Origin of the sequence: Shewanella sp. LC6, from assembly GCF_006385735.2 — a bacterium.
Taxonomy (GTDB): Bacteria; Pseudomonadota; Gammaproteobacteria; order Enterobacterales; family Shewanellaceae; genus Shewanella; species Shewanella xiamenensis.
In genome coordinates, this window is record NZ_CP043902.1 from 4,315,608 (window position 1) to 4,341,361 (window position 25,754).

Below are 25,754 nucleotides of genomic sequence, written 5' to 3' on the forward strand. Positions count from 1 at the left end.
AACTCAAATAAATCAAGATCGAAGGATGCTTTATGTTGGATTCAGCCAAAGTTCAATACCCGCCGTTACCACTGATCCAAACTTGGGTGTGGATGATGATCGAGTCAGGGAATCCAGAAATTCAGGACAAAGGCCGAAATAACCTGATTGCCGCTTTTGGTAGCTTAGCCAAAGCGAACGAATATTTAGCCGAAATGAGCAAAAAATAATAAAAATAAAGGCGCTGGGATAGCGCCTTTGTTTTTGATCTTTATGCGTATTAATCGCGCTGACGACGCTCAATTACACTCTGATTTAACACCGCTAACAAACGTTCCGTATCTTCCCAGCCAATACAAGCATCGGTGACACTCTGACCATAACATAAGGCTTGACCTTCGATCAGATCTTGGCGTCCCTCGACTAAGTGACTTTCAACCATCACACCGAAAATTGCCTTATTACCCGCCGCTATTTGCTCAGCAACCTCGTTCGCAACCTGCATTTGACGTTGATATTGTTTACTGCTGTTGGCGTGGCTAAAGTCGATCATGATGTTGTCGACTAGCTTAGCCTTTTTCAACTGCTCGCTGATTTGCGCCACATGGCCTGCGCTATAATTTGGCTCACGGCCGCCACGCAAAATGATATGACAATCAGGATTACCTTTGGTCGACACAATCGCCGAATGGCCAAATTTAGTTACTGATAAAAAGTGGTGCGGCGCATTCGCGGCGCCAATGGCATCAATCGCCACCTTAATCGTGCCGTCGGTACCATTTTTAAAGCCTACTGGACAAGATAACCCCGAGGCCAACTCGCGATGTACTTGTGATTCCGTAGTGCGTGCACCAATGGCGCCCCAACACATCATATCCGCCACATACTGCGGGGTAATCATATCGAGAAACTCACCCGCGGTCGGCATGCCAGAGTCATTCAAATCGACTAAAAGTTTACGCGCAGTACGCAAACCATCGTTCAGTTTGAAGCTGTTATCCATATAAGGATCGTTAATGAGGCCCTTCCAACCCACTGTGGTACGCGGTTTTTCAAAATACACACGCATCACCACTTCGAGCTGATCTTGATAACGTTCTCTTAGCGCAACCAGTCGCTGGCCATATTCCAATGCGGCTTTAGGATCATGAATAGAGCAAGGGCCAATAACGACTAACAAACGATCATCTTGACGAGCAAGAATGTTATGGATGCTTTGGCGGGCGTTAAACACAGTTGCAGCAGCGTTTTCGGAAGCAGGAAATCGTTCAAGAATCGCAATCGGTGGAAGTAACTCTTTGACTTCATTAATGCGAACGTCATCATTTTGGTAATACATAATTTACTGCTCCAACTCTCGTGTTTAGGCTATTTTTATCGCTGCAATAGGGATCTCGACTGCAATACTGAATTCAATTTATCCAGTCTGAGCCGCTAATGCAACCAAGTTGTCTCCATTTCAAAAAATCAGCTATAACATCTTGTTTTAACATATTTTTAAAAAGTACAAATCCAAATATTTCAATGTGATATGCAAACTAAAGCCAAGCAAGTGTTGGGGTTGGAAGCAAGCGGTGATGAAAGCGGAAATAAAAAACCTCCTTTATCAGGTATTAAGCACAAACAAAGGAGGTTGAGTTAAGAATTTAGTGTTGCTGCATGGCCTGTAACTTGGCCTGATAACGATGCTTATCTGTGGCTTCGCGGCTCAATGCCACCGCCTTTTCCATATTCTGTTTAGCGCGTTTTTCATCACCCAGCGCCCAATAGGTGCGTGACAGACCAAAGAAAAACTCATGGCGATAATCGGCCTTATCGACCGCCCTTTGATACCAAGCGAGCGCCTCACGGTATTGATGCTCATCGTAGGCCTGCTCGCCCATATCATAGTAGTAATAAGGGTTACGAATGCGCGCTAATTCAAGCACTTTATGGATCTGTGCCCACTCATCTAAACGCCCCTGTTCACCTAAGATCACCGCTAAGTTATAGAGGGTCGTCATATCGCTAGCATCAAACTTAAGGGCGTAGCGATAAACTTGCTCTGCACGTTGCTCATCGCCCTTGTGGCGATAAATCACGGCTAAAGTGTTGAGTGCAGGGATAAAGTGTCCAGATTTTAAACCCGCTTTAATCAGCGCATAGGCGCGGTCTAAATCGCCTTCGACTAAAGATTCGGCGGCCATATTGTTGTAAAACATAGTCGTTAAGGTCTGGCGATTGATTTGCACTTTGTTGTAGCCTCGCAGGGCGCGCTCGGGCATAAAGTCGACCAAAATGGCATGGGTCGACACATAAACTGCATGCACGCTTGAAGCGGGTAGCAAGCGTAGATTGACATGGCCATTGATCAGATAAAACTCTCCCTGTTTATCCCAAACGGGTTCAATCGCAATATCCTGAAACTCAGTGCCAATCTTAAAAATATCCGCTAGCGCCGATGTCATGACCACCAACGACATACAATTTCCCGCACGCTGGGCGAAGGTTTCGCTGGCTGTTTGAGTCAGATTATCTTGATAGTGAAAGTCGCTGTGGCCACCATCTTGGTTAGCATTGATATAACTGGCTAACCATTCGTGCACCGCGACGGGATTTTTCGTCGAGAAGCTATAGCGATCGTAGGCACGCCGGACATCGGCTATCACAGAGGGCGGAAGACTAAAAATATCCTCGACGCGAGGAATATTATTAACCGGTGTAAACAACGAATCGGCAAACAGGGCATCTATCTCATTATCACTAGGTTTGGGAGCTGTCGAGCTGCAACCCAATAATAGTAAAAGTAATAATGAGTAGAATATACCGCTAGAGATGGTGCGCAGTTGTATCATGATACGTCCCCCAGACCATAAGGCTCCTATTTGAGCTTATTACACTTGGCCAAAAAGACGTCATTAAATGGTTACAAAAAATAACGACCTGTCGCATAGGATTGCGGCAGTTTGAGAGTTAACGCTGCGCCGGAGGGTCAACCTTGATATACACATCCTGCTGCTGATAACGGTAAGGACGATAGTTATCTTGGCCACAGCGAAAGTAACGGTATGGCTGCATCTGCACGATACACCCAAGGGGCAAGGCTTGCAGAATTTGAATTTGCTCCTGTCTTCTCAAAGACTCCTGCCATTCATTATCTTTCAGCACTTGGTCGCGAACAGCAAAAGCATCGAAAGGCTTATCCGAGCGAGTCACCACAACTTGCCCCGCAAAAGTGGGCAAGGCTAAGAGAGCACTCAGAATACCCCCAAACAAACAGGTGCGTCTGAGTTGTCCAGTGGAATCAAAGATTAAGCGCATCATTCGCTCCTTGTGGTATCAGCATGACAGTCGAAGACCCATAAAAAAAGCAGAGCACTTGGCTCTGCTTTACTATCCTCTTATCCCTTAGAGGCATCAAGTGTATCAGCGCGAGTTAGCCCGCACTTTTTACAGTTACAAACTCTGGGTAAGCATCGATACCACAGTCAGATGCATCCATACCGTTATATTCTTCTTCCTCAGAAACACGGATACCCATGGTCATCTTCAGTACAAACCACACCGCAAACGACGCGCTAAATACCCATGCGAAGATAATCGCTGCACCCGTTAATTGCGCCGTGATAGTAGCGTCGGCATTTGATAACGGCACACACATTAAACCGAGGAAACCCGCTACGCCGTGTACAGAGATTGCGCCGACTGGGTCATCAATCTTAATTCTGTCCAAACCCACGATAGAGAACACCACTAAGCCACCGGCAACAAGGCCAATCACACCCGCCATCAGCAGTGAAGGCGACAGCGGATCGGCGGTAATTGCCACTAAGCCCGCCAGAATACCGTTGAGGATCATGGTCAAATCAGCTTTACCCCAAATCATTTTGCACACAACGAGGGCAGAAATAGCACCAAAAGCGGCCGCAGTGTTGGTGTTCACAAAGACTTTAGCGACAGAGCTAGCGTTAGCCGCATCTGAAACCATCAACTGTGAGCCACCGTTGAAACCAAACCAGCCCATCCATAGAATAAACATCCCTAAGGTCGCCATTGGCAGGTTAGAGCCTGGGATTGGGTTGACTTGGCCGTTAGGGCCATATTTGCCCTTACGAGCACCGAGCAGTAACACCCCAGCGATAGCCGCCGCAGCACCTGTCATGTGCACAATCCCGCTACCCGCAAAGTCCACAAAGCCTAAGCTAGAGATAAAGCCTTTACCCCAAGTCCAGTAGCCTTCTACAGGGTAGATAATGCCTGTCATCACCACGGAGAAGAACAGGAAAGCCCATAACTTCATCCGTTCAGCGACGGCGCCAGAGACAATCGACATCGCCGTTGCCACAAACACCACTTGGAAGAAGAAGTCTGATTCTAAGGCATGGTTTGCATCACTAGCTTGTGAGCCAATCAGCGTACCGAGTGAAGGCAACCAGCCACCTTCAGCATTGTCGACATACATAATGTTGTAGCCAACCAATAGGTACATCACACAGGCAATCGCATATAACACCACGTTTTTAGTTAAAATTTCGGTGGTATTTTTAGAGCGTACTAGGCCGGCTTCGAGCATGGCAAAACCCGCTGCCATCCACATAACTAAGGCGCCAGAAATCAAAAAATAAAAGGTGTCGAGTGCAAAGCGCAGTTCAGAGACTGTCACGCCTAATTTTGTTAGTTCTTCCATCTTCCGCCCCCTATAGCGCTTCAGTGTCGAGTTCACCCGTACGAATACGGATGGCATGTTCTAAGTCGATAACGAAAATCTTGCCGTCACCAATTTTTCCCGTATGAGCCGCAGTGGTAATCGCCTCAATCAGCACGTCGAGATTTTCTGCTTTAGTGGCAATTTCTAGTTTTACTTTTGGCAAAAAATCCACCTGATACTCAGCGCCACGGTACAACTCTGTGTGCCCCTTTTGACGGCCAAAACCTTTAACCTCGGTCACCGTCATCCCCTCAATACCAATTCCGGCGATAGCTTCACGGACATCATCCAATTTAAATGGCTTGATGATAGCGCTGACTAGTTTCATCCTGACCTCCAAAAAAACGCGATTGTTATTAACTTGTAGCTAAGATAATTCAATCATTAGGCCAGAATTTTAATCAATTGATTTAAAAGAAATAATAAAGAATACACTTGAATTAACCGATTAAAAATGCACCAGACTTGTGCAAGCGTTGGGGCAGCGCACTCTTTTAGTGAGCAATTTAAGTGCACGGCATATTCGACTTTTGCCCTATTGGTGAGGCTGCTCAATTAGGGTTTACTAACAGTGTAAAAACACACAATTCACAAAATAAGCAGAGCAATCGCTAAACGATGCCTTTATTCCACCCGCGCAGAAGGAATACCCGATGTTAAAACCCGAAGAATGTGTACTCGTTATCGTCGATGTGCAGGGAAAGCTCGCTCAGATCATGGATAACTCAGCCAAGCTTCATCAGCAGTTGAGTACACTCATCCAAGGCGCGCAGCTGTTTGAAATTCCTATCCTTTGGCTCGAACAATTACCCGCCAAACTAGGCTCGACCACTGAAGAGTTAAAAACCTTACTCGAAAAAACCGACTCACCCATTGCCAAGCAACACTTTAGTGGTTGGTATTGTGATGAATTTGCTAATGCGTTAACCCAAACTCGGCGGAAACAGGTGTTGCTCGCGGGGATAGAAACCCATGTTTGCGTATACCAGACTTGCCGTGATCTGCTCGATCAGCACTACTCAGTGCATGTCGTCGCCGATGCCGTTTCTTCCCGCAGCGTTGACAATAAACAACTGGGCATTCAAATGATGACCGCCAAGGGAGCCACGTTGACCAATGTGGAGTCACTGTTATTTGAACTGCAACACGAGGCCCAAGGCGATCGATTTAAAGCGCTGATTAAGTTGATTAAATAAGGCGAAAAAAGAGCTTGTTCAAGCTCTCTTTAGCGGGTCAAAACGCGGCGACACAAACAGCAAATTTGGCACTATTGGCATAACTGCGAAAGCTATAACCGCTGGAGGCGACCGAGATAATGCCGACCTCGAATTCGGTCTCATACACTGTGCTAGACCAAGAAGGGATTGTTGAGCTCCACTGCGCACGTTGGTAGGCTGCGCGACTCTCGCCATCCCCATAGAGGGTATTTAACTCCAGCTCCGTTGGCCTGCGCCAATTGTCTTTACCAGCAAACTCGATTGAGGCCAATTTTTGGCACCAGCGGTCAAACTGACCGTTAACACCAACCTTGGCCTCATTGCCCTTGGCCGCTTCGGTGCCGGGTAAGATAACGCCCTTACCGTCCTGACGAAACTGCGCATATTCTCCTCGGCTTGGTCCAAACACAAATTCCTCCTGTACATTAAATGTCATCGCATAGGAATCGCCACTGTTGTCGGCATCATCTTGTTTTAAGTAACCCAAGGCGTTCATCACAGCGATAGAAGGCGAACTGCTAAACCATTTAGTTTGGCGATCACTTTTATCGTAAAGTGCTTTGATTTTTAAGCAGTTGGTTGATGCCAGAGTGCGGTCGTTATTGTCTAGGCCGCCATCAAAGCTAGTATCGATTGGCGTACCTTCGACATGGCCGCACAGGGGAATTTGCTCTTTTTGGCGACATTCAGTTAGTAAAAACAACAGCACTATGGCAGTGCCGAAAACGGCGATTTTGGCGGGATTAATCATCACAACAAACCTAAATCCGGTGTTGATAAAAGACAGCTACAGGCAACCTCGATGGCATTCGCATCAGGGAATTGCCTTAAGTGAATGACCAATTAAGCTATAGCGCCTTAATCACAGGCTCCTGCACCAGCAATTGATCGTTTTTGTAGACATAAAGTCTACCCACAGGACTCTCTTCGGCGCTGAGCACTATCACATCGCAAACATAGCGATAGGGACCGCTTTTAAACTGGAAAGAATGATTACCACCAGTCCCCTCACGCACCAATTGACCCTTTTTGAGGACTAAATCAGGTTTCTCGCTCAGGGATTTACCCTTTGCCCAAGCAGCATAACGGTATTGGTTATTATCGATGGCATCGACACGTATGGTAAATCGCGCGGTTTCCCACGCGAGTACTGGGCTAGCAAATTCGCGCACACTCTCGTGTAGCATCAATTTTTGCTGCGCGATTAGCTCGTCTCTTAATTTGGCTTCCTCTGGGCTTTGATAATTAATGCCCGAGATTTTGCCATCAAAGTCCAACCAGACACTGCCGTGATCGAGCATAATGCCGCGCCAGCCCATAGTCTCCCAGTTGTTCTCTGTGGTCGAATGGGCGATTTGACTCAGCAACTTGCTATCAAAGACTTGCTGGAATCTCGTCAGCATTTGCTGTGGATTTTGTATATCGGGGAGCGGATATTCCCGCTTGAGAGGATAAGCAATCTGCTTAGCAATCGCCTGAGGATCACCCGCCTTGGCCGCATCAATCAAAGCTTGCACCTGCGGCACATATTCCGCTTCTAGTGCAGCCAAAGCCTGTGGCGCAAGGCTTAGACTCCCCAGCAGCAAGCCTGCAAAAAGCCCTAAGCGCGAAAGTCGATGAATAGCTGAATATGTTCGAGAAGACAGAGCATGAGGCATGGCTTATTCCTTTAAAGTCAAAAACATCCAAATTAAGACTTGGCAAGGATAGCATAGCTAAGATGGGATAAACATAAACAATCCCATCCAAGACTATGTGTTAAAAGCCGAATCACAGCCTCGCTCAGTTCTCATTAAGCCAACAGCAAACTAGACACTATCGCCACTGCGACCGACATAAAGATCACCCCAATCACCGCATCGATGATAGGCGTCAGTCGTTGCAGCTTTTGCTGCACCTTGGCCTTAGAGAGCATCAGCGCCAAAAAGCCAAACCACAGCAGTGACAACACAAATAACAACAGCGCGGCGGCGACTTTAGTCACGGGCGTCACGCTGGGAGTGATCAGTGCGGAGAATAAGGTTATGAAAAACACTAAGGCTTTAGGATTCAATAAATTGGTATAAAGCCCTCTCATAAAACCCTGTTTAGCTGACAAAGCGTTGACCGCACCCGCCGTGGGCATATCAAGGCTGTTTTCTGATGTCGTAGTGAATCCAGAAGGATCGGCGCCCTCACCGTTCAATACGGTTTTGGGTTTACTGAAAAAAGCCACCGCGGCCTTTAGTGCGCCAAATCCCATCCACGCCAAATACGAAGCGCCCAGCAATTGCACTAAGAGATACAAGGTATGAGAGCTTTTAATCACTAAACTAACGCCGGTTAAACTCAAAATGGTATGGGCTAAAATCGCCGCCGATATCCCGACCGCCGTTGCGATTGCGGTGTTTCGCGGCTGTGAGGTGGCAATCTTCACCATAATGGCAAAGTCCGGCCCGGGGCTGACTAAGGCAACACAATGAATAACGGCTAAAGTGACTAACAGGGATACATCCATCAATAGGGCTCCGCAAAAACAGATAAGAACGTCAGTATGCCCAAGCCTGTAGCACCTGCATTGTAAGAAATTGCACGCGGTTAATTTACCGAGACAAATTATACCAATCGTATTAAAGCATGCGTCGCTGGAATTGGACGGGAGAGAGTAAAAAAGCCTGCTTAAACGCCTTATTTAGATGACTCTGGTCGAAAAAGCCTAACTGCTGTGCCACATCTACCACCAGTGCGCCATCGGTTAAGGACTTTTTCGCTAACTCTAATCGCACCCGCTTAACGTAGGCATGGGGCGTCATCCCCGTTGCCTGTTTAAACTGCCTTAAAAATTGAAACTTACTCAGGTTGACCTCATTGGCTAGACCTTCAAGCTGAGTGTTTTGCCAAGGTTCATCGTGGATTTTCTGTTTGATTCGATTTAACTGCTGCCATGATAGCCCCCTATCCTGCTCAAGTTTAAGCACTCCTGCCGGATGGCGCGTTAATAACAGCTGCATAAAATTCAGCAGATGGGACTCGGCCGCAAGCTCAGAACATTGACCTTGGATAAGCAAATCATGCAACTGGATAAAGTACTGATATAACGCGGGGTCATCCACCATAGGCGCATTAAAAAAATGTGCCTTCAGCCCTAACTCTAGGCTGATATCATTCATATATTCCACGGGGATCGACATCACCTTAACCCGATAACCTTCGGCGTCGCGGCTTTGTCCATCATGGGTTTCATCGGGATTGAGGGTCGATAGCCCATGTTGTCCTAGCTGATAATGACAGCCCTTATTGATAAATTGCTGTGCCCCTTGAGTCACCACACCTAAGTGATAATCCAGATGCACGTGTTTATCAAAACTGAAATGGGTAAATTCCGCCTGACTCAGTTCAATGCCCGAGAGACTGGGATGGCGCCAGTAATTGATATTTTCAACGGGAGTCACACGGCTCATAGGGCAAGCTTAATCTCACAGGGCAAACATAACTTTAGATACTACCCATTCTAGCCGCCGAGCTCTTGGTCGGAATAGTAAATTATTGCAGCGCCCTCCCAAAAAATGCCAAATGGCGGATGAGTGCGAATAACTGCCGTGGCCGTCTTACGCCTCAATGGCATGGCCTTCGCTATTTATAGAAGCCACTGCGACCGTGTTCGATAACGCTTTAAACCACAAAGCAAAGTAATTGTGTTAGTTCAATAAAGTAGTTGTTTTAGGCCAATGTTAGTTATATCAGCGGGCAATGCCAGTGAGATCACATGGTATAAGGGTTCACGATCGTGCTTGATGTTTAACGCCCGAAAGTCACCCTTGCGCTAAGTGACAGAGCACTTTCAACGGAGAAATAATGCAAATACTCGCCATTGGGAGCCTATTGTTCAAAGGTGGTGTTATCCCTTTAAATAACTCTGAGTCGCGTCATCTGCCAACGTTGCCCCTTATTAGCATTGTTCACTTGGTATTGGGCTGTTAAGTGGCTTGCCTTAAAGGTTGCACATTGGGCATTCACCTCGTTGGTAGAAGAAGCGGTAACGGGAGTGGCTAATGCCATGATTAAACTTCAGGAGATAACGGCAGCGATCCGTTTAATATTCATCACCAATTTTAGTATTGAGTGTTTGAGGGTATTCCCTTAAGAGGCACCGACAGCCTCAATGCCTAACATGACTAAATATCTTGATTTAAAAATATTTTATTTGAGCTAAATATCGAAATGATGATGTTAAACAGAATAGAAACGCTAAGTTTATCCTAGGTGCGGAACAAACTTAGCGTATCGGTTGGCGCTAGCAATGGTCACTCAAGAATGGTCACTCAAGTTAGAAACGATAACTGACACTCACCCGCACCATACGCGGCTCAACGGGATGATAATGCAAGTCTTCCACGCCTTCAGCTGGCTCACCCGCTAGACGAGACTCGTAGAAATAATCGATATCGTGGTCTTTGCTATCAAATATATTCAATAGCTCCAGCTTAGTATCGAAGCCCGATAACTGATAACCCAAGGCAAGGTTAACTAAAGTCGTGTCATCGGCTTTATGCTCATCAAAACTATCGAGGATCCGCTCACCTAAATATCTCAGCCTGACACTGGTATACCAACCATCGCCATCGGGACGATAGGTAATGCCCGCACTGCCAACAAAGGGCACGGCACCATCGACATATTTGCCTTCATCGAGTTCATTTTCGGTAAAACGGGCACGGGTCCAGGCCAGTTCCATATCTAAGCTCACATCATCGTTAAGCCAATAATAGGCCGTGATTTCAGCGCCGTAACGCTCAGAGGCGCGGCTTGGTTCGGTATTGCCCGCATCGCCAACGAAGAGTAGTTCAGAGTCGAGTTCCAAATACCAAAGCGCCGCCGAGAAGTTAATAAAGTCGCGATCATAGTATTTGACCCCAAACTCGCCACCATTGGAGCGCACTAACAAATCGACCTTTTCAACCGGATCGCCCGTGACTGGGTCGACCTTAATGGTTGCGCCGCGGGCATCGTTAGAATGCAATCCTTGCCCCGCATTCATATAGAGTTCCAGATTATCGTTTACTAGGTAGGAAGCGCCCGCCTTTAAGCTCAACATACCATCGGAAGCATCGCCGCTGTTGAGGGGATTATCACTATCGACCTGCACATCGAAATAGTCGTATCTCAAGCCTAAATTCAAACGCCATTGGTCAGCAGGCAACCACTCCAGCTTGCCAAACAATCCCGTAGAGAGTTCCTGCACTTCATCGAGTCTCACAGTGCTGAGGCGTTCCCGTGCTTTGGTGTTATATAAACCCACGGCACCAATATCGTCGTAGCGCACATCGGCACCTAGACTGTAATTGATTTGTGTCCCCGCCAGACTCATTTGCCAGTCGCGTTTAATATCGCCGCCCCAAATGGTGCGCTCATCGACCTGCTCAAATTCATCGCCATTGATGGGATCGTTTAAGAAGTAAGTAAAGTTTGAAAACAGATCCATGGTTGAGCGGATGGCATAGGCATTGGCCTGCCAGTTGCCAGCGTCATAATTCGCCGAAATGCTGTAACGACTGGCCTCACCGCCCACATCGGTATCGAGTGAACCGTAAAAATCAATCAGCCCAGACTCCACCGCCCGCGCCGGAATTTGATCCGCCGAATTCCAGCTATTGTCGTAGGCCATCATAGTGAGGCTAAAGTCCCCGCCATTAAGCTTGGTAAGATAGCGACCTACCACATTGATCTTGCTGACATCCTCCTTAATATCACTCCAAGGACCATCGTAAGCCTGTAATTCTGTTCCTAAAATAAATCGACCGGCCTCGGTCTTCATATCCTGAGTCGCCACCAGCCGTTGATAACCGTATTCCCCTAAGGTCACCCCAACTTGGCGATAAGCGAGTTCATCGGCGAGCAGAATTTGCGCCGCACCCGCGCCAGAAAAGTCTGCCACTTCAGGATAATAAGCTCCTTTGGCATAACGTATTTCCCCTAACAGCTCGGGGATTAAAAAGTTAAGATCCGTATACCCTTGCCCATGCCCGTGAGTCCGCATATTGACCGGCATACCTTCGACGCGAGTATTAAAATCTGTGCCATGGTCTAAGTTAAAACCTCGTAGAAAATACTGATTCGCCTTACCCGAACCACTGTGCTGAGTGACTATCATCCCGGGGACAAACTCAAGGATCTCCCCCGTGCGCAGCAGCGGGCGACTCTCGATCTCCGCCGCCCCCACAATCCCTTCAGACGCCGAAGTACTATGGCCTAAGGTATTAATTTGCCTGCCACGCACTTCTAAACGCTCGATTTTATCCAGATCATCAGCAAGTGCTGTGGCCGATAAGCCGCTAAGTGGCAATAAACATAGGCCAGTTAAATAGGCTTTAGCTGACCGTGTTTTTAAAACGTGTTGTTTTAGTTTCATTGAGTGTTTCCCGAGTCAACGAGTTGATGACGCGGATTTAACACTGTCTTCACAGCACAAAAGCGGATCTAGCTCAAACTCCAGTGAGAGAAAAATCGCCAACAACATTTATCTGTCAAATTTATGTGCTAAGTCGCACATTTTTACTGACAAAAGGACAATTTGTCCGCAACCAGATCACATTTTATTGCCGATATTGAGGTTTTTCACCGTTCGAAGAACAAGGGAGAATAAAGCTAAGCCAGTGAATTAGGATGGCTATACTCTATATAACCTGAGCTCACTATGCGTACGACAGAGCGCCTTGATATGCGCAAAAATCTGCGCATTCAGTCAGAAAAACTTTTCTTTTAAAAATAATCATTTATAGCATTGATTTAGTTTGTTGAGTTTAGATTTTTCGACACTCGTTACCCCGAGTTCAGGTTATATAGTCAATATTAAAGGGAGTGAGTATGCCGTTTAGGAACCTTGCGGGTATATCCAATATATTAATTGGAATCGTCTTTTGCTTAAGCGCCCAAGCGAGTGAAACCACACCTTCGCCAACAGCGGCGACTGTAACGGATAAGCCCATATTTACTATGGCGTTTTATGAGGATCCTGAGCATAGCTTTTACTTTAAATGGGCCGAACTCATTTACAGCCACGCCTTAGACCAACTGGGTTATCAATTTAGTTATGAACTCGTACCCGCAATTCGAGCCAGCAAAATGCTGGAGTCAGGTAAAGTCGATGGCGAACCCGGTAGAGTGTTCACCTATGGCGATAAAGTACAACATGTGATTAGGGTTGAAGAACCCATTATCGAAACACATTTAATCGCCTTTAGTAATAATCCGAATATCAAGCTTGCTGATTGGCAATCACTAACCACAGCAGACTATAAGGTTGAATATTATCGAGGCATATTGCGGGTTGAACAAATCCTTACAGCGCTTATACCAGAAGCACGGCTTAGTGAATCATCTTCACCCATTAACTCATTTCGAAAATTACTTCATGGCCGGATTGATATCTACATCGATTCAGAAATAAGTTCACAACTCCTTCAGCAAACTCCTGAGTTTAAAGACGGCCTAATAAAACCGATAGCGACATTAGAGGCAATCACAAGCTATGGGTATTTAAACGAGCGCCATAGCCAACTGGCCATAAACCTTGCTGCACAACTCAAAAAAATGAAGCAGCAGGGTTTATTTGAACTGTACAAGCAACAAGCGCAAGCAAGTATTAGCAGTAAGCAAAACAAATAATCCCTCACCACGAATCACGCCACGATTTAAGCCTCTAGCTTGCAGTTAACTTTCGCCACCTCAACAGATCACGGATACATTCATAACTGGGGAATAATGCGGTAATCAACAGGACATGGCTTAACCATTTATCTAACTGTTCTACTGTAAAAAGACCATTTAAGTCAGATCCTTGAACCTGTAACAATGGCGAGTTAAACGCCAGAAAGACAAGCAATAACGCATAGGCTAGATTCATCCCCATATTCGTTAGCAATAATGTTGCCGTCCACACCTGACGGCGCAGTTGCCAAAGACTATTGAAAATAGACAGCAAGATAATGGGGCTAAACCATTGCAGCAATTGCTGCACATTAACACTGAAGATAACTGAACGTGCCGCTAGTTGCTCGGCACTCATCCAGACACTACTCCAAATTACCATGAGTAAAAAAAGATAAGTCGCTAGATCGAAAAACACATCACTAAAGCGGATTTGCTGCCAAGAAGGCACCACTTTGGGCAGTTGTTGCGGTTGCCAGTCTTTATTACAGCCAGCGGAAAATGATTTTCCCTGAATTGAAAAACTCCAAAATGACAACACAATTACGGTAAATGCAAAGCAAGCATCACCGATAAAGCCGTGGACAATATGCAGCAGAAATCCTAATAAACTCCCTTCAGTCGCACCAAGCCATTGGGTCGCACCGCCAATCACCTGCAATACAAATAAGACGCCCAGCACCATATACAAGGTGTACTTAAACAAAGAGATATCTTCATTAGCCACTATGGGGCTTGGTGGCACAAATTGCCAGGCGACCTGTGCCGGATGTCCCATTTGCTTTAACACTGCGGCGATTTGTGATTCCGACAGCTCACCTTGTTCAGCAAGGGCATCCAATTGATCACAGATATTGGCTTTGAGTTCACGACTAATTTCCTGACGTTTATCTTCGGGCAATTCCCGTTGCACAGCGGCAATATAACGGTCAACTAATTCCATATCAGTTTTCCTCTGTATTCTCATCGGTAACCTGCCCTAGCAAAAATGCCAAGGCACCATTAAGTTGCTGCCATTCCTCGGTTAGTTGGCTAAGTAGCTCAGCCCCCGATGATGACAATTGATAGTAACGGCGTTCGCGCCCTTCGGCCTGTCGCCACTCACTTTCTAACAATCCCTGCTCGGCTAAACGGCGCACTAAGGGATACAGCGTTCCCTCGTCGATATCGATACCGCCGTCCTGCAACTGTTTGCGAAGCGAATAACCATAATGGGGTTGTTTTAACAATCCCAATACCGCCAACACTAATACGCCACGGCGTAACTCGAGCCGCATTTTGACTAGCTGTGAACTTGTCATACTCAATTCCTATAATTAACACTGTGCCGTACATACTATGTGGCACACAGCAAATACTATGCGACACACAGTAATATGGCAAGTTTTTAGCGCAAAATTTAGTCAAAACGGTTTGGTGAGTTGTTTTTCAAATCAAATAAACCACAAGGTACTGAGGCCATCGCCCGCACAAAGCAAAGTGCATCAATCGCGATGCAACCCAGATACAAATTGCCAAAAGGCTGTAACTTGAGTAACTTAGCTGGCAGCCTTTTATGCAAGTAAATCCAATTAGGCGCAGAATCAACTCATAAGGAAACTATCAATGCTCATGGAGAGAGGCGTTTTAGTACGCTGGAACGATGAAAAGGGATTTGGTTTTATTCAGCCCGATAAAAGTGGTGATCGCGATGTGTTTATCCATATCTCAGTACTTAAGAAGATGGCGCGAAAACCGAAAGTCGGCGATAGCATTTTATACCAAACAGAAGTCCAGAATGACGGCAAAATTAAAGCTGTAATCGCTTCAATAGAGGGCGTTGCGGTACTGGCAGCAACCCCCACATCAACAGCCGCAAGCCGAACGCCGCAGGTCAATCGAGGCAACAAAAGCGCCAATACCAAGAGACCCCAGACCTCACTCAACCGTTTGATTTCAATATTATTACTTGTTGCCATAGCGGGAATTGGCTATAAGGCATTTCAACAAAGGCAAGAAACTATTATTGAGGAAAAACCAGCCACTTATTCCGAACAGCCACAAAGAACAGTCGAACCTCAATTTCACTGTGAAGCAGGTAAAACCCATTGCAGCCATATGCGCTCCTGTGCTGAAGCGACCTTTTACATTCAAAATTGTCCCAACACGCAAATGGATGGTGATGGCGATGGTATTCCCTGTGAAAGCCAATGGTGCAGCTCATCCATGTTGTAACGAGGTAAAACAAAAATGATAAATACGCTTTCGCATTGGATCGATAAGCTCAGCGGAGCACAAATAGCAGGACTAATAGTATTCGGCATTATCATACTGACGGTGGGTCTATTTTTCGTAGGCTCATTTATCGGCAGCAGTGCCGTAAAAAGGGGATTAATTCCGTGATACTCTGCCTGTAAAACCCCAAATTCGATAGGATTGTCCATGCCGACTGCCGTTATCCACACCCTTGAAACACCCGAGCAACTGGATGCCATACTAAAGCAATATCCAGCGGTATTACTGCTATTTGGTGCACCAAGCTGTGGCGTGTGCCAAGCGCTTAAACCACAAATCGCCGCTATGCTAGCCAAAGATTTTCCCAAAATGCAGCTAGTCTATATCGACTGTGAAGCTCACCTTGAGCTTGCCGCGAGATACCAGGTTTTTAGCCTGCCCGTGGTAGAAACAATATTTTATGGCAAAAGCTTTGCGCGCTTTTCGAAGGTGTTTTCCCTCGGCGATCTCAAAGGAGCGATTGCCCGCCCCTATAAATTACTGAATGCAGAATAACTGTCACCAAGTAATAAAGAATCATACTGAAAAGGCAGCTAACACATCGGTGTACAGCCTTTTCTAAAGCATTTATGCCCCCAAAACATCAAAACATGCAAAACATCAAAACATGGACACCCAACCTTAATAGCGAGGTAGCTAACCTCCGACTATGCTTTGGTTAAGCATTAAACATGGAGGTTTGTATGCCGCGCCCTCGCAGAACTCAGATAAGTCTTGAAGACACGCCCTATTACCATTGCTGTAGCCGCGTGGTGCGGCGGGCATTTTTATGTGGTGATGACAGTTACTCGGGTAAAAATTATGACCATCGTCGAGGTTGGGTAGAATCGCTAATGTTTGAACTTGAAGCTGTTTTTGCTATTGATATCGCAGCCTTTGCCGTGATGTCTAATCATCTGCATCTGGTGTTGCGAGTCGATATCGAGACGGCAAATCGTTGGACTGACCGCGAAGTGCTTGAGCAGTGGCATAAGTTGTTTAAAGGCGATGAGTTAACGCAAAAATTCGCTAAAGGTGAGTTAGTCGAAGCCCATCAGGTCAACCGATTAAAGCACTCAATCGCCCTTTATCGTAGTCGTTTGTGTGATATCTCATGGTTTATGCGCTGCCTTAACGAACCAATAGCAAGGCAAGCAAATCAAGAGGATAACTGTACAGGTCGTTTCTGGGAGGGGCGATTTAAATCGCAAGCCCTACTCGATGAAGCTGCGGTATTAGCCTGTATGACCTATGTTGATTTGAATCCGATTCGAGCGCAACTTGCTGATACACTAGAACAATCCGACCATACCAGTATCCAACTACGTATTCGGGCCGCATTAAAAGGTGAGCAGCCGAGTAATCTATTACCGTTTATTGGTAACGAGTGTGACAACCAACCCAATGGCATTGCGTTTTCCTTAACCGATTACCTTCAATTGGTGGAAGATACAGGCCGAATCATTCGCAATGATAAACGTGGAAGCATCAGTGAAAATAGTGGTAAGTTACTGACCAGATTAAATATCCCCCATGACAATTGGCTCAAATTGACTACCGAGTTTGGTAAGCTATTTCATGGTCCAGTAGGCACATTACAAGAACTGACTCATTACTGCGAACACTTAGAAAAGCGACGACGGCACTTTGTCGCAAGCTGCCAGCACTTTTACAGTGACTGACAACTGCTTATATCCCTTCGACAACAATCATTGCCTAAAACTTCCCAAGCACTATGGGATGACTTACCTCGTCTGAAATACACTATTTTTTAAGGAATTAGCTCAATTTATTACCTCAGATGCTATCCCTGTGACTTTTGATGGTTCTTTTTTGAACAATATTAACTTTACAAGTTGTAGGTAAACGGAAAGTGCATTATGTTATTGATTTAAAATGGGTGGCTCGATTTATTTGCTCGATTTATTTGGAACAGCGCAGCGCATAAATACTAAGACGTTATACCTAAAGTAGATTTTCGAGAATGGAAGAATTATTCAAAATAATTTCAGAGAAACCTGAATATGCTGCGTGGGCATTTGGGGTAGTAAATGCACTCTGGTTAGCTTTTCTATATTTTAATAAGAAGCGTCACGAACGAGAGCTTATTGCAGTTAAGCAATCGTTTGATCTTGATCTAGAACGGAGAAAAAAAGTCTTCGAAATGAAGGCAGCGCAATATGAATCATATTTCAGACACATTGATGCCATACACAATAGGCACCAAACTGATTATCAAAATGTATTCCTCCCGATAATGAATCAGTTTATGTCATCGTATTTGCATGCTTGTGATCGTAACGATGAAGCTGAGGCAACAACTGCAACTATTAGATTTTCTGAGGAAATATCAAAAATAACTCGAGACGGATTCCTAGAGCTTCGAGTTATTGAGTCCGAGACTAATAGCCTTCGTTTAACGGCAAGTGACGAAGTGGCAGTGTTGCTTGACGAAATCAAGGAGTTATACGATCAGCTTTTTTCGATATCTGGAAAGATGATGTCAGATTTGGTCAAAATAACGATAGAGAATAACCAAGACTTGGCGGCGGAGAATCAAGCTGAGCTTATGAGAGTTGGTGAGCTAGCCAAAAGCAAGGCGAAAGAACTGCGAGAACAAATGCGTAATGATCTTAAGCAAATATAGGTATAACAATCACTTGCAGGCATACAGCTGGTGCTTTTTACGTACATATAGCAAATGGATAGTTAAAATTAGCATTGGGTCTACAGTGACCGTCGGCGACATGGCAGCTCATTCACATCCATGTGATCGCTGCATTAGTACATCCTGTACCGCAGATGTCGCCGTCGAGCCTATAGGGATACTTCATGTTAAATAAAGAGGCGGCGTGTCACTTTGGAAACAATGGCAATAAACTTCCTGAGTAGATAAAAGGCTATTTCGCTTTTGTCCCGAAGTGAGCTACAACGAGTATGATACTTTAATACTCGGTTGTAGCTCGATTCGGACTGAGTAGTAGCAATTAGTATAAATCTTTATTTTGGGTCATGTTTAATCTAAACGGTACTCACAGGGGTAATTGATTGTTTAGTATCAAATTTTATTCCGCACCTACAATAACGCCATGACTATTTTGATAATCTAAAACCACTGTATGCGATGGGTTTAGCTAAGGTTAAGCTTGGCTGCGCTTGAGTCATGCTCAACAAGGTTTGAGTTGTCTTTGCCTTACCGCCGCAGCCACAACTTCCTTTAGCACCACAGCATCCGCCCTTGGCTAAATGTTTTAGGGATGCACGCCCCTGTGATGCCTCGGTTAAGCGCAAATTCACCTCTTTACTCTGAGCAAGCAGCGTGGCAATCGATAGTTGATTATCCCCTCGGCTCACACTGATCCCTGCATCGAGTAACTTACCAAGCATACGCTCACCAATATGTTGCACCACCACAATGCTGGTGTGCTGGGCGCGAATGGCATCTAACAAGGCTTTTTTATCTTGGCAATTGCCGCCAAGGGCGGGGTTCGGGATAGAAAGTAAAAGCTGATGATTTTCATCATAAAAATGGACTTGCTGCGCCTTAGTAAAATGGCTGGCAAGCCGTCCACGGCTAATAGGCAGGGCGATAATCATATTGGGTCCTTATCGTTTGAAATAGGTAATTTCAGCACCAGCCCTTGGGTGATGGCGGTCGCCACTTTTTGGCGAGCACTGGCGAGCAGATAACCAAAGGTTTGCCGCGAGATCCCCATTTGCGCTGCGGCCTCAAGCTGGCTTAAGCGCTGCACATCACCAAGCTCCAAGGCTTCAAACTCGTCGGCAGCTAAAAGGATTTGGGATAAGTTAGCCGCTGGTATGCCATTAGGTTTAAACAGACTACAGGGCACACAACTCGATAATTGACGGCACTTTTTGGGTCTGGGCATTTGTAATTGCACCTCAGGGGCAAATGTTAGAAAGCAATCGAGTATTGACGCTCCCTTTGAATAGTTTTTGGCGTACGCCAAAAACTATTATGGTCATTTATCACTTTTAAACCGAGGTTGTTATCACAGTTTTACTCACCATGATGATAAGGTTCGGCTCGATAGCTAATTCGAGTTACACATCGGCACCCTCACTAATCTCGACCGAATAACCTTCTTCCTGTTTGATAAAATCGACAAAGTTTTTAATGGCTGGCAAGGCATCTTCCCTATGGTGGGAGACATAAAGCAATTGGCTAAGATGGTGCTCGGCAATCATATTCAGCGCCCGCATTACCAAAGTGCGATTGATAAAGTCGAGCCCTTGGTAGGGTTCATCCAAAATCAACAATAACGGCTGTTTAATCAAGGCCCTGCCTATAAGCAATAGCCGCTGCTGGCCGTAATCCAATTGCTTAAAACCCGTGCTGGCAAACTCACTCATATGCAGTATCGCTAGCCATTCCTTCGCCAAATCGACCTGAGGTTTAGTGGGCTTATGGTACAGGCCGATAGAATCGTAAAAACCCGATAACAAGACATCGAGCGCCGAACAACTCACTCGGTATTGCAAATGCAAGGCCGATGACACTATGCCAATCCGTTGTTTTATTTGCCAAATACTCTCACCACTGCCTCGTGGACGCCCAAAGAGGGTGATATCGTTACTGTAGCATTGGGGATGATCGCCCAAAATCAGCCCGAGTAAGGTACTCTTACCGCAACCATTTGGCCCGCGCACTTGCCAATGTTGGCCCGCATTAATCCGCCAATTCACACCTTTAAAAATCAAGCCGCTAACATATTCCACCTTGCCATTTTTAATCTCAACTAAGGGATCAAAGGCTTCAGCATTGTGACGTTGACGCTCCATCAGCGCTAAAAGCTCGGCACTGCGGCTGGCCGAAAGTGCATTTAGATGCGCCATCACAGGGTGACTATGCCACTGCTCAATCGACATAGGTGCACTGAGTTGATGCACATGCTGACCCGATTTGAGCATATCGCTATTAAACAGTGCCACATGGCTAACACAGGGTGGTAACTCTTCTTGGCGGGAGGTGATAATAAGCAACTGAGTATATTCGGCAATTTCAACTAACAGCCGTGATAGGCTGAGTTGATGCTCGCTATCCAACCCAGCGTAAGGGTCATCTAAAATCAATAACTCAGGTTCAGTTGCCAGTGCCCTCGCTAACATCACCCGCCGGGTTTCACCAGTCGATAACTGTCTAAATCCTCTTTGCGCTAAGTGTTCGAGTTCCACTTTTTGTAAAAAGGTGCTCAAACGTTCAGTATGCAGACAAGATTCCAGCACTAATGATTCAACCGTTGAACCATAGTCGAGTTCATCCTTTGCTAGCTCACGTTCAAGTAATGCCTGCTGTAAACCGAGTGACACCCAACCAATTCGCGACGGTAATCCAGATATCTCGCCTTCATCAGGCTGTATATCACCCGCTAATATTCGCCCAAGGAGTGAGCCGCTATAGCTGTCGGTCGCAAAAATGGCCCAATGTTGCATCGGCATTAACTGCCAATCTTCAACGACTAGCAGCTCATTGCCACGACCGTAGCGCAACCCTTTTACAACAAGCGTTTTATCCCCGTACGTAGCACTATTACCCATCCCACTTCCTTAGGTATTCAACCCGATTAACATTGACTCGACTGAATATGCGTAAAATTTGTCATGGCATTGATACTACTGAGTAAATAAGCAGAATGGAATGCCAGCCAGCAATCGCTCAAACACTGATTACCCACAAAAATAAAAAAGCCCACCCGACGAAAACGCGCGGATGGGCTTGAGGTTAACCGCTCACTTTAGATGTCGAAGCGATCGGCATTCATGACTTTATTCCACGCTTTAACAAAGTCTTGCACGAATCTGTCTTGACCATCCTGTGCGCCATACACTTCAGCCACGGCGCGCAATTCAGAGTGAGAGCCGAAGATAAGATCGACTGGGGTTGCTGTCCACTTAAGCTTACCGCTCTTACGGTCTTGCCCCTCGTAGATGCCCTCTTGCTTGGCCGACTTGCTCCACTTAGTCGACATATCGAGTAAGTTAACGAAGAAGTCATTGCTCAGCACACCTGGCTTATCGGTAAATACACCGTGCTTAACGCCAGCACTATTGGCATCCAACGCACGCAAACCACCCACCAGCACCGTCATTTCGGGCACGGTCAGGTTGAGCATATTGGCCCGCTCAATCAGCATCTCAGCGGGAGACAAGCTGTTGTCTTTTGAGTAATAGTTACGGAAACCATCAGCCGCAGGTTCAAGCACCGCAAAGGAGTTCACATCAGTTTGCGCCTGTGTGGCGTCCATTCGACCTGGGGTAAATGGCACCGAAATCATCACTCCCGCCTCTTTGGCGGCTTTCTCAACCGCGACGCTACCGCCAAGCACAATCACATCAGCCAAAGAGACTTTTTTGCCGCCCTTGAGCGAACCGTTAAAGTCTTTTTGGACTTTCTCAAGCTTAGCCAACACCTTAGCTAACTCTTTTGGATTGTTGGCCTGCCAGTTCATCATAGGCTCTAAACGAATGCGCGCGCCATTTGCCCCGCCACGCATATCGGTATCACGGAAGCTACTTGCCGACGCCCATGCGGTTCTCACCAACTCAGGCACTGTTAACCCAGATGCTAAGATCTTATTGCCTAAGGCTTTAATATCGGCGTTATCGATAAGCGGATGGTCAAGGGCAGGAATAGGATCTTGCCAAATCAGCGTTTCTGCTGGCACATCGGCACCTAAATATCTCGCTTTTGGCCCCATATCGCGGTGAGTTAACTTAAACCACGCCTTAGCGAAGGCTAGCTCAAACTCCTTAGGATTTTTCAGGAAACGCGTGGTGATTTCGCGATAAATAGGATCTTCCTTCAACGCGATATCGCTGGTGAACATAATCGGCGCATGGCGCTTATCCGGTAAGTGAGCATCGGGTACCAGATTTGCCGCCTTATCATCGGCTGGCGTCCATTGGATATGGCCAGCAGGACTCTTGGTTTGTACCCAGTCAAAGGTATACAGCCAAGTTAAATATTCCATGGTCCATTTGGTTGGGTTGGATGACCAAGCCCCTTCCAGACCACTGGTAACAGTGTCTTCAGAGTGGCCTTTACCACATTTGTTTTTCCAGCCTAGACCTTGCTCTTCAATGCCTGCTGCGGCCGGATCGGCACCCACGCATTTTGCGGGATCGTGCGCGCCGTGCGCCTTACCAAAGGTGTGACCACCGGCGATTAAGGCAACGGTTTCTTCGTCATTCATCGCCATACGGCCAAAGGTATCGCGGATTTCCTTTGCCGATGCTAAAGGATCGGGCACCCCGTTCGGGCCTTCTGGGTTAACGTAAATTAAGCCCATTTGGGTCGCGCCCATAGGTTTAGCCAATTCGCCCTTTTCGTTGCGTCTTTTACTATCGAGCCACGCTTTTTCTGAGCCCCAATTGACCATTTCGGCTTCCCAGTCGTCTTCACGACCACCCGCAAAACCAAAGGTTTTAAAGCCCATCGACTCTAATGCCACGTTACCCGTTAGCACCATCAAGTCGCCCCAAGAAAGCTTGCTGCCGTATTTTTGCTTGATAGGCCACAACAGACGGCGAGCCTTATCTAAACTCACGTTATCCGGCCAGCTATTTAAGGGCTCAAAACGTTGTTGGCCACCCGCAGCACCACCGCGGCCATCAAAAATCCGGTATACGCCCGCGCTATGCCACGCCATACGGATAAAGAAAGGCCCATAGTGACCATAATCGGCGGGCCACCAGTCCTGAGACTCTGTCATCAAGGCTTTGATATCTTTTTTTACCGCATCGAGATCTAAGGTTTTAAAGGCTTCGGCATAGTGATAATCACTGCCATAGGGATTGGATTCAATCGCATTTTGACGTAATGGACTGAGATTTAATTTTTCAGGCCACCAAAATTGATTACCTGTGACTTGCTCTTGCGCTGTGGCCGTTCCCGCCCCCAATGCGAGAGACATAGCCAAAGTTAACGCCGATAGCGTAGGAAGGGTGTTTATTTTCATGATAGTTACCTAGTTTCGTCCTGTTCGGCCCATTGATTTGTATTAACAATGAGCCATCCGCTTGCTGTTTGACGGCATACAGCAATCCTTATCGTTGTGTTACTCCAAGGCAAAATTGTCATATGCCGTTAACACAACCGAGATTGCAGTCTAATGACAGGCTTCTAAGTAATTGAAACGATTAATACCGATGATTGGAATCGCGAAAATAGATTAACGATGGTTAATTTATGAAAGCATTAAGAAAGTTGCCACTTACCGAAATCCATACTGTATTAGTAGTCAACTTATAGGGAATGACTATGGTATAAAATTGTTCATCCAAAAGGTTTAGCTATCTGTGATAGCATAGCGGCCGTTTTCCGTTAACGTTGATAAGGTATTGCAATGAATCCGATTATTGCCATCTTAAAAGAACACAATGTCACTGATGCAAAAATTAACGAGCTTTTTCAAGCATTAACCGATAATCCCCTGATGGCGATGGGCATTATTGGCCAGCTCGGTATTCCACCTGAAAAACTGCAACAACTGATGGCTCTGGTAATGCAAAATCCCGCCGTGATTAAAGAAGCGGTACTCGAGCTGGGTTTAGATTTCGCCAAGGTTGAAGCCGCTAAAGCGCAGCTACAAAAGTAATTTATCCCAGCCAATCGGCTTATAAAGGCAAAGCAGCATTGGCTTTGCCTTTATATTCAAATTGTTATCTCTACCCTTTCACACTGCTACACAAAGATATAAAAACCTTATCGCCCCTCGCGGACAATATTTGCTAGAGTGTGGTAACACGCCATCAATAGCTCAAAGTGATTGAAAGGAATCAAGATGCGCCAACCTATTCGCCTATTTGCACTACTTCTGCCCGTACTGTTGTTGGGTTGTCAAAAGCAAACTCAAGCGCAACATGCGCAGGATATGGACAAACCCGCCACGCAAAGCCCCTCACAAACAAGCACGGCTCAAGCAAGTACAGCAGAGGTTAATCCGGTCGATATAGATAAGCGCGAGGATAAGCGACTTCAGGCGACTGACGACAAAGTTGTTAACAAGCCAAGTATTTCACCTAAAGGAGAAGGTATGATGCTGCAAGGCACTGTAAGATATCTCAATTTAGAAGGGGGTTTTTGGGGAATTATTGCCGATAACGGCCAAAAAATATTGCCTAAAAATCTACCGCAGGAATACCGCAAAGATGGTATTCGCTTAAGTTTCAGCGCCCAGGAAATCACCGGCATGATGACTATTCAGCAGTGGGGCAAACTATCAAACTTGAGTGATATCACTGTCATCGGCCAAGTCGAGAGCCAATCGGCCGATCCGCGGCTATAGCGACATCTCAAGCCTCTTTGCGTATCGCTCATCATTCACCTCAGCATCTATGTGGTTGATATGAAAAGTAAAGCTAACTGACTGATACCAACACATAGGCCTAAGTGATAGATAACTTTCAAGGGGAAGCATTTTTGCAGGGATATTTTTACTTCGGAGAGCCGTATCGACTAATGCTCATTCTGGTAAAAGGTCCACACATACGTTTCCTGTTTGGGATGCACAACCTGCCAAAATGACTGATTTATAGTTTTGCCATTTAGGGGAACCCATACTTCTCTGGCAGTTTGAAAATATAAGGTATAAGCAATTCGGTATGCCTTAGCATTGTACCCGACAATATCGTCACCGCAACAAAACTCGTTGATATCAAAGCCCGTGTAACGTTTGTTCCTACTCTGAATATCGGTAGTTAAGGTGGGGAGATCTTGTTCCAAAATGACAGATTGAGCGTCATAGGCTGACTCAATTGCTTGGTCAAATATCGATGACAGCTCTTCCGACTGCAATTCGGAAAAACTATCCGCAGCCATACAACTCAAGGCGCCGCAAAATAGACTGCACGCAATAGCAACTCTAATCACTTTTTTCATATGATGGCTCAGCCTAGCTAAGTTATTGATT

General features: G+C 46.0%; 27 protein-coding genes. 9 read left to right on the forward strand and 18 right to left on the reverse strand.

Annotated elements, in window-relative coordinates; genetic code table 11:
• Positions 1-32: 32 nt before the first annotated feature.
• On the forward strand, positions 33-209 hold the full coding sequence (locus FJD32_RS19325) for a hypothetical protein (RefSeq protein WP_011624090.1): 177 nt from the start codon (positions 33-35) through the stop codon (positions 207-209).
• 50 nt (positions 210-259) lie between these two features.
• Here the strand turns inward: FJD32_RS19325 and aroG are convergent, their stop codons facing one another.
• The 5 genes from aroG to FJD32_RS19350 all read right to left on the reverse strand — a co-directional run bounded on the left by aroG (position 260) and on the right by FJD32_RS19350 (position 4,994).
• The gene (gene aroG, locus FJD32_RS19330; RefSeq protein WP_037414295.1) at positions 260-1,318 is read right to left on the reverse strand and encodes a 3-deoxy-7-phosphoheptulonate synthase AroG; all 1,059 of its coding nucleotides are present in this window, start codon (positions 1,316-1,318) and stop codon (positions 260-262) included.
• 307 nt (positions 1,319-1,625) lie between these two features.
• Positions 1,626-2,813, reverse strand: coding sequence for a hypothetical protein (locus tag FJD32_RS19335; RefSeq protein WP_037428499.1), 1,188 nt, complete (start codon positions 2,811-2,813; stop codon positions 1,626-1,628).
• A gap of 118 nt (positions 2,814-2,931) precedes the next feature.
• Positions 2,932-3,279: a hypothetical protein gene (locus FJD32_RS19340; protein ID WP_037428501.1), complete on the reverse strand. Its 348-nt coding sequence runs from the start codon at positions 3,277-3,279 to the stop codon at positions 2,932-2,934.
• A 115-nt stretch (positions 3,280-3,394) separates the two neighbouring features.
• Complete coding sequence (locus FJD32_RS19345; RefSeq protein WP_037414289.1) at positions 3,395-4,645, reverse strand: ammonium transporter; 1,251 nt, start codon at positions 4,643-4,645, stop codon at positions 3,395-3,397.
• A gap of 10 nt (positions 4,646-4,655) precedes the next feature.
• Positions 4,656-4,994, reverse strand: coding sequence for a P-II family nitrogen regulator (locus FJD32_RS19350; RefSeq protein WP_140907364.1), 339 nt, complete (start codon positions 4,992-4,994; stop codon positions 4,656-4,658).
• A gap of 325 nt (positions 4,995-5,319) precedes the next feature.
• Between FJD32_RS19350 and FJD32_RS19355 the strand changes: the two genes are divergently transcribed.
• The gene (locus tag FJD32_RS19355) at positions 5,320-5,862 is read left to right on the forward strand and encodes a hydrolase (protein WP_099457013.1); all 543 of its coding nucleotides are present in this window, start codon (positions 5,320-5,322) and stop codon (positions 5,860-5,862) included.
• 37 nt (positions 5,863-5,899) lie between these two features.
• Here the strand turns inward: FJD32_RS19355 and FJD32_RS19360 are convergent, their stop codons facing one another.
• The 6 genes from FJD32_RS19360 to FJD32_RS19385 all read right to left on the reverse strand — a co-directional run bounded on the left by FJD32_RS19360 (position 5,900) and on the right by FJD32_RS19385 (position 12,271).
• Positions 5,900-6,634, reverse strand: a complete 735-nt coding sequence (locus FJD32_RS19360) for a DUF1566 domain-containing protein (protein ID WP_055647983.1) — start codon at positions 6,632-6,634, stop codon at positions 5,900-5,902.
• Between the two features lie 97 nt (positions 6,635-6,731).
• Positions 6,732-7,541, reverse strand: a complete 810-nt coding sequence (locus tag FJD32_RS19365; protein ID WP_055647984.1) for a hypothetical protein — start codon at positions 7,539-7,541, stop codon at positions 6,732-6,734.
• Between the two features lie 134 nt (positions 7,542-7,675).
• Positions 7,676-8,380, reverse strand: coding sequence for a LysE family transporter (locus FJD32_RS19370; RefSeq protein ID WP_055647985.1), 705 nt, complete (start codon positions 8,378-8,380; stop codon positions 7,676-7,678).
• 112 nt (positions 8,381-8,492) lie between these two features.
• Complete coding sequence (locus FJD32_RS19375) at positions 8,493-9,323, reverse strand: AraC family transcriptional regulator (RefSeq protein WP_140907365.1); 831 nt, start codon at positions 9,321-9,323, stop codon at positions 8,493-8,495.
• Positions 9,324-9,768: 445 nt separating this feature from the next.
• Positions 9,769-9,921: a hypothetical protein gene (locus FJD32_RS19380; protein ID WP_156143201.1), complete on the reverse strand. Its 153-nt coding sequence runs from the start codon at positions 9,919-9,921 to the stop codon at positions 9,769-9,771.
• 268 nt (positions 9,922-10,189) lie between these two features.
• Positions 10,190-12,271 carry a TonB-dependent receptor gene (locus FJD32_RS19385; RefSeq protein WP_140907366.1) on the reverse strand — a complete coding sequence of 694 codons (2,082 nt, stop codon included), beginning with the start codon at positions 12,269-12,271 and terminating at the stop codon, positions 10,190-10,192.
• Positions 12,272-12,726: 455 nt separating this feature from the next.
• On the opposite strand from FJD32_RS19385, the gene FJD32_RS19390 reads away from it, so the two are divergent.
• Positions 12,727-13,527, forward strand: a complete 801-nt coding sequence (locus FJD32_RS19390) for a hypothetical protein (protein WP_140907367.1) — start codon at positions 12,727-12,729, stop codon at positions 13,525-13,527.
• A gap of 34 nt (positions 13,528-13,561) precedes the next feature.
• Here FJD32_RS19390 and FJD32_RS19395 read toward each other — a convergent pair whose 3' ends face one another.
• Positions 13,562-14,512 (reverse strand): hypothetical protein, encoded by a 951-nt coding sequence (locus FJD32_RS19395; RefSeq protein ID WP_140907368.1) that lies wholly within the window; start codon positions 14,510-14,512, stop codon positions 13,562-13,564.
• Between the two features lies 1 nt (position 14,513).
• A complete protein-coding gene (locus FJD32_RS19400; protein ID WP_037414271.1) occupies positions 14,514-14,870 on the reverse strand; it encodes a helix-turn-helix transcriptional regulator in 357 nt (118 codons plus the stop codon).
• A gap of 304 nt (positions 14,871-15,174) precedes the next feature.
• Here FJD32_RS19400 and FJD32_RS19405 point away from each other — a divergent pair, with 304 nt between their 5' ends.
• The 4 genes from FJD32_RS19405 (at position 15,175) to FJD32_RS19420 (ending at position 18,469) form a co-directional block, all read left to right on the forward strand.
• Positions 15,175-15,783, forward strand: a complete 609-nt coding sequence (locus FJD32_RS19405; RefSeq protein ID WP_109277530.1) for an excalibur calcium-binding domain-containing protein — start codon at positions 15,175-15,177, stop codon at positions 15,781-15,783.
• Positions 15,784-15,990: 207 nt separating this feature from the next.
• Positions 15,991-16,338: a thioredoxin family protein gene (locus FJD32_RS19410; RefSeq protein WP_037431766.1), complete on the forward strand. Its 348-nt coding sequence runs from the start codon at positions 15,991-15,993 to the stop codon at positions 16,336-16,338.
• A gap of 188 nt (positions 16,339-16,526) precedes the next feature.
• Positions 16,527-17,504, forward strand: a complete 978-nt coding sequence (locus FJD32_RS19415; RefSeq protein WP_088586145.1) for a transposase — start codon at positions 16,527-16,529, stop codon at positions 17,502-17,504.
• A gap of 302 nt (positions 17,505-17,806) precedes the next feature.
• Positions 17,807-18,469 (forward strand): hypothetical protein, encoded by a 663-nt coding sequence (locus FJD32_RS19420; protein ID WP_037429972.1) that lies wholly within the window; start codon positions 17,807-17,809, stop codon positions 18,467-18,469.
• Between the two features lie 446 nt (positions 18,470-18,915).
• On the opposite strand, the gene FJD32_RS19425 is transcribed toward FJD32_RS19420, so the two are convergent.
• The 4 genes from FJD32_RS19425 to katG form a co-directional block, all read right to left on the reverse strand.
• Positions 18,916-19,419 (reverse strand): NifB/NifX family molybdenum-iron cluster-binding protein, encoded by a 504-nt coding sequence (locus FJD32_RS19425; protein ID WP_037429974.1) that lies wholly within the window; start codon positions 19,417-19,419, stop codon positions 18,916-18,918.
• Complete coding sequence (locus FJD32_RS19430; protein ID WP_037429976.1) at positions 19,416-19,712, reverse strand: DUF134 domain-containing protein; 297 nt, start codon at positions 19,710-19,712, stop codon at positions 19,416-19,418. The genes FJD32_RS19425 and FJD32_RS19430 overlap by 4 nt, the downstream gene beginning before the upstream one ends.
• 175 nt (positions 19,713-19,887) lie before the next feature.
• A complete protein-coding gene (locus tag FJD32_RS19435) occupies positions 19,888-21,381 on the reverse strand; it encodes an ATP-binding cassette domain-containing protein (protein WP_140907369.1) in 1,494 nt (497 codons plus the stop codon).
• A 197-nt stretch (positions 21,382-21,578) separates the two neighbouring features.
• Positions 21,579-23,801 (reverse strand): catalase/peroxidase HPI, encoded by a 2,223-nt coding sequence (katG, locus tag FJD32_RS19440; RefSeq protein WP_037429981.1) that lies wholly within the window; start codon positions 23,799-23,801, stop codon positions 21,579-21,581.
• 387 nt (positions 23,802-24,188) lie between these two features.
• Between katG and FJD32_RS19445 the strand changes: the two genes are divergently transcribed.
• Complete coding sequence (locus tag FJD32_RS19445) at positions 24,189-24,440, forward strand: DUF2999 family protein (protein ID WP_037414210.1); 252 nt, start codon at positions 24,189-24,191, stop codon at positions 24,438-24,440.
• A 186-nt stretch (positions 24,441-24,626) separates the two neighbouring features.
• Positions 24,627-25,130: a hypothetical protein gene (locus FJD32_RS19450; RefSeq protein ID WP_088586146.1), complete on the forward strand. Its 504-nt coding sequence runs from the start codon at positions 24,627-24,629 to the stop codon at positions 25,128-25,130.
• 170 nt (positions 25,131-25,300) lie between these two features.
• On the opposite strand, the gene FJD32_RS19455 is transcribed toward FJD32_RS19450, so the two are convergent.
• Entirely contained in the window at positions 25,301-25,723 is a 423-nt protein-coding gene (locus tag FJD32_RS19455; RefSeq protein ID WP_088586147.1) for a hypothetical protein, read from the reverse strand.
• Between the last annotated feature and the right edge of the window lie 31 nt (positions 25,724-25,754).

Excerpts from the sequence above, each read along its gene's own strand:
- FJD32_RS19390 (WP_140907367.1), top strand. The coding sequence starts at position 12,727 with ATGCCGTTTAGGAACCTTGCGGGTATATCCAATATATTAATTGGAATC.
- FJD32_RS19395 (WP_140907368.1), bottom strand. The coding sequence starts at position 14,512 with ATGGAATTAGTTGACCGTTATATTGCCGCTGTGCAACGGGAATTGCCC.
- katG (WP_037429981.1), bottom strand. The coding sequence starts at position 23,801 with ATGAAAATAAACACCCTTCCTACGCTATCGGCGTTAACTTTGGCTATG.
- FJD32_RS19410 (WP_037431766.1), top strand. The coding sequence starts at position 15,991 with ATGCCGACTGCCGTTATCCACACCCTTGAAACACCCGAGCAACTGGAT.
- FJD32_RS19455 (WP_088586147.1), bottom strand. The coding sequence starts at position 25,723 with ATGAAAAAAGTGATTAGAGTTGCTATTGCGTGCAGTCTATTTTGCGGC.
- FJD32_RS19415 (WP_088586145.1), top strand. The coding sequence starts at position 16,527 with ATGCCGCGCCCTCGCAGAACTCAGATAAGTCTTGAAGACACGCCCTAT.
- FJD32_RS19380 (WP_156143201.1), bottom strand. The coding sequence starts at position 9,921 with ATGGCATTAGCCACTCCCGTTACCGCTTCTTCTACCAACGAGGTGAAT.
- FJD32_RS19430 (WP_037429976.1), bottom strand. The coding sequence starts at position 19,712 with ATGCCCAGACCCAAAAAGTGCCGTCAATTATCGAGTTGTGTGCCCTGT.
- FJD32_RS19405 (WP_109277530.1), top strand. The coding sequence starts at position 15,175 with ATGCTCATGGAGAGAGGCGTTTTAGTACGCTGGAACGATGAAAAGGGA.
- FJD32_RS19445 (WP_037414210.1), top strand. The coding sequence starts at position 24,189 with ATGAATCCGATTATTGCCATCTTAAAAGAACACAATGTCACTGATGCA.
- FJD32_RS19350 (WP_140907364.1), bottom strand. The coding sequence starts at position 4,994 with ATGAAACTAGTCAGCGCTATCATCAAGCCATTTAAATTGGATGATGTC.
- FJD32_RS19365 (WP_055647984.1), bottom strand. The coding sequence starts at position 7,541 with ATGCCTCATGCTCTGTCTTCTCGAACATATTCAGCTATTCATCGACTT.
- FJD32_RS19340 (WP_037428501.1), bottom strand. The coding sequence starts at position 3,279 with ATGCGCTTAATCTTTGATTCCACTGGACAACTCAGACGCACCTGTTTG.
- FJD32_RS19450 (WP_088586146.1), top strand. The coding sequence starts at position 24,627 with ATGCGCCAACCTATTCGCCTATTTGCACTACTTCTGCCCGTACTGTTG.
- FJD32_RS19335 (WP_037428499.1), bottom strand. The coding sequence starts at position 2,813 with ATGATACAACTGCGCACCATCTCTAGCGGTATATTCTACTCATTATTA.
- FJD32_RS19345 (WP_037414289.1), bottom strand. The coding sequence starts at position 4,645 with ATGGAAGAACTAACAAAATTAGGCGTGACAGTCTCTGAACTGCGCTTT.
- FJD32_RS19360 (WP_055647983.1), bottom strand. The coding sequence starts at position 6,634 with ATGATTAATCCCGCCAAAATCGCCGTTTTCGGCACTGCCATAGTGCTG.
- FJD32_RS19385 (WP_140907366.1), bottom strand. The coding sequence starts at position 12,271 with ATGAAACTAAAACAACACGTTTTAAAAACACGGTCAGCTAAAGCCTAT.
- FJD32_RS19425 (WP_037429974.1), bottom strand. The coding sequence starts at position 19,419 with ATGATTATCGCCCTGCCTATTAGCCGTGGACGGCTTGCCAGCCATTTT.
- FJD32_RS19435 (WP_140907369.1), bottom strand. The coding sequence starts at position 21,381 with ATGGGTAATAGTGCTACGTACGGGGATAAAACGCTTGTTGTAAAAGGG.
- FJD32_RS19400 (WP_037414271.1), bottom strand. The coding sequence starts at position 14,870 with ATGACAAGTTCACAGCTAGTCAAAATGCGGCTCGAGTTACGCCGTGGC.
- FJD32_RS19370 (WP_055647985.1), bottom strand. The coding sequence starts at position 8,380 with ATGGATGTATCCCTGTTAGTCACTTTAGCCGTTATTCATTGTGTTGCC.
- FJD32_RS19375 (WP_140907365.1), bottom strand. The coding sequence starts at position 9,323 with ATGAGCCGTGTGACTCCCGTTGAAAATATCAATTACTGGCGCCATCCC.
- FJD32_RS19355 (WP_099457013.1), top strand. The coding sequence starts at position 5,320 with ATGTTAAAACCCGAAGAATGTGTACTCGTTATCGTCGATGTGCAGGGA.
- aroG (WP_037414295.1), bottom strand. The coding sequence starts at position 1,318 with ATGTATTACCAAAATGATGACGTTCGCATTAATGAAGTCAAAGAGTTA.
- FJD32_RS19420 (WP_037429972.1), top strand. The coding sequence starts at position 17,807 with ATGGAAGAATTATTCAAAATAATTTCAGAGAAACCTGAATATGCTGCG.
- FJD32_RS19325 (WP_011624090.1), top strand. The coding sequence starts at position 33 with ATGTTGGATTCAGCCAAAGTTCAATACCCGCCGTTACCACTGATCCAA.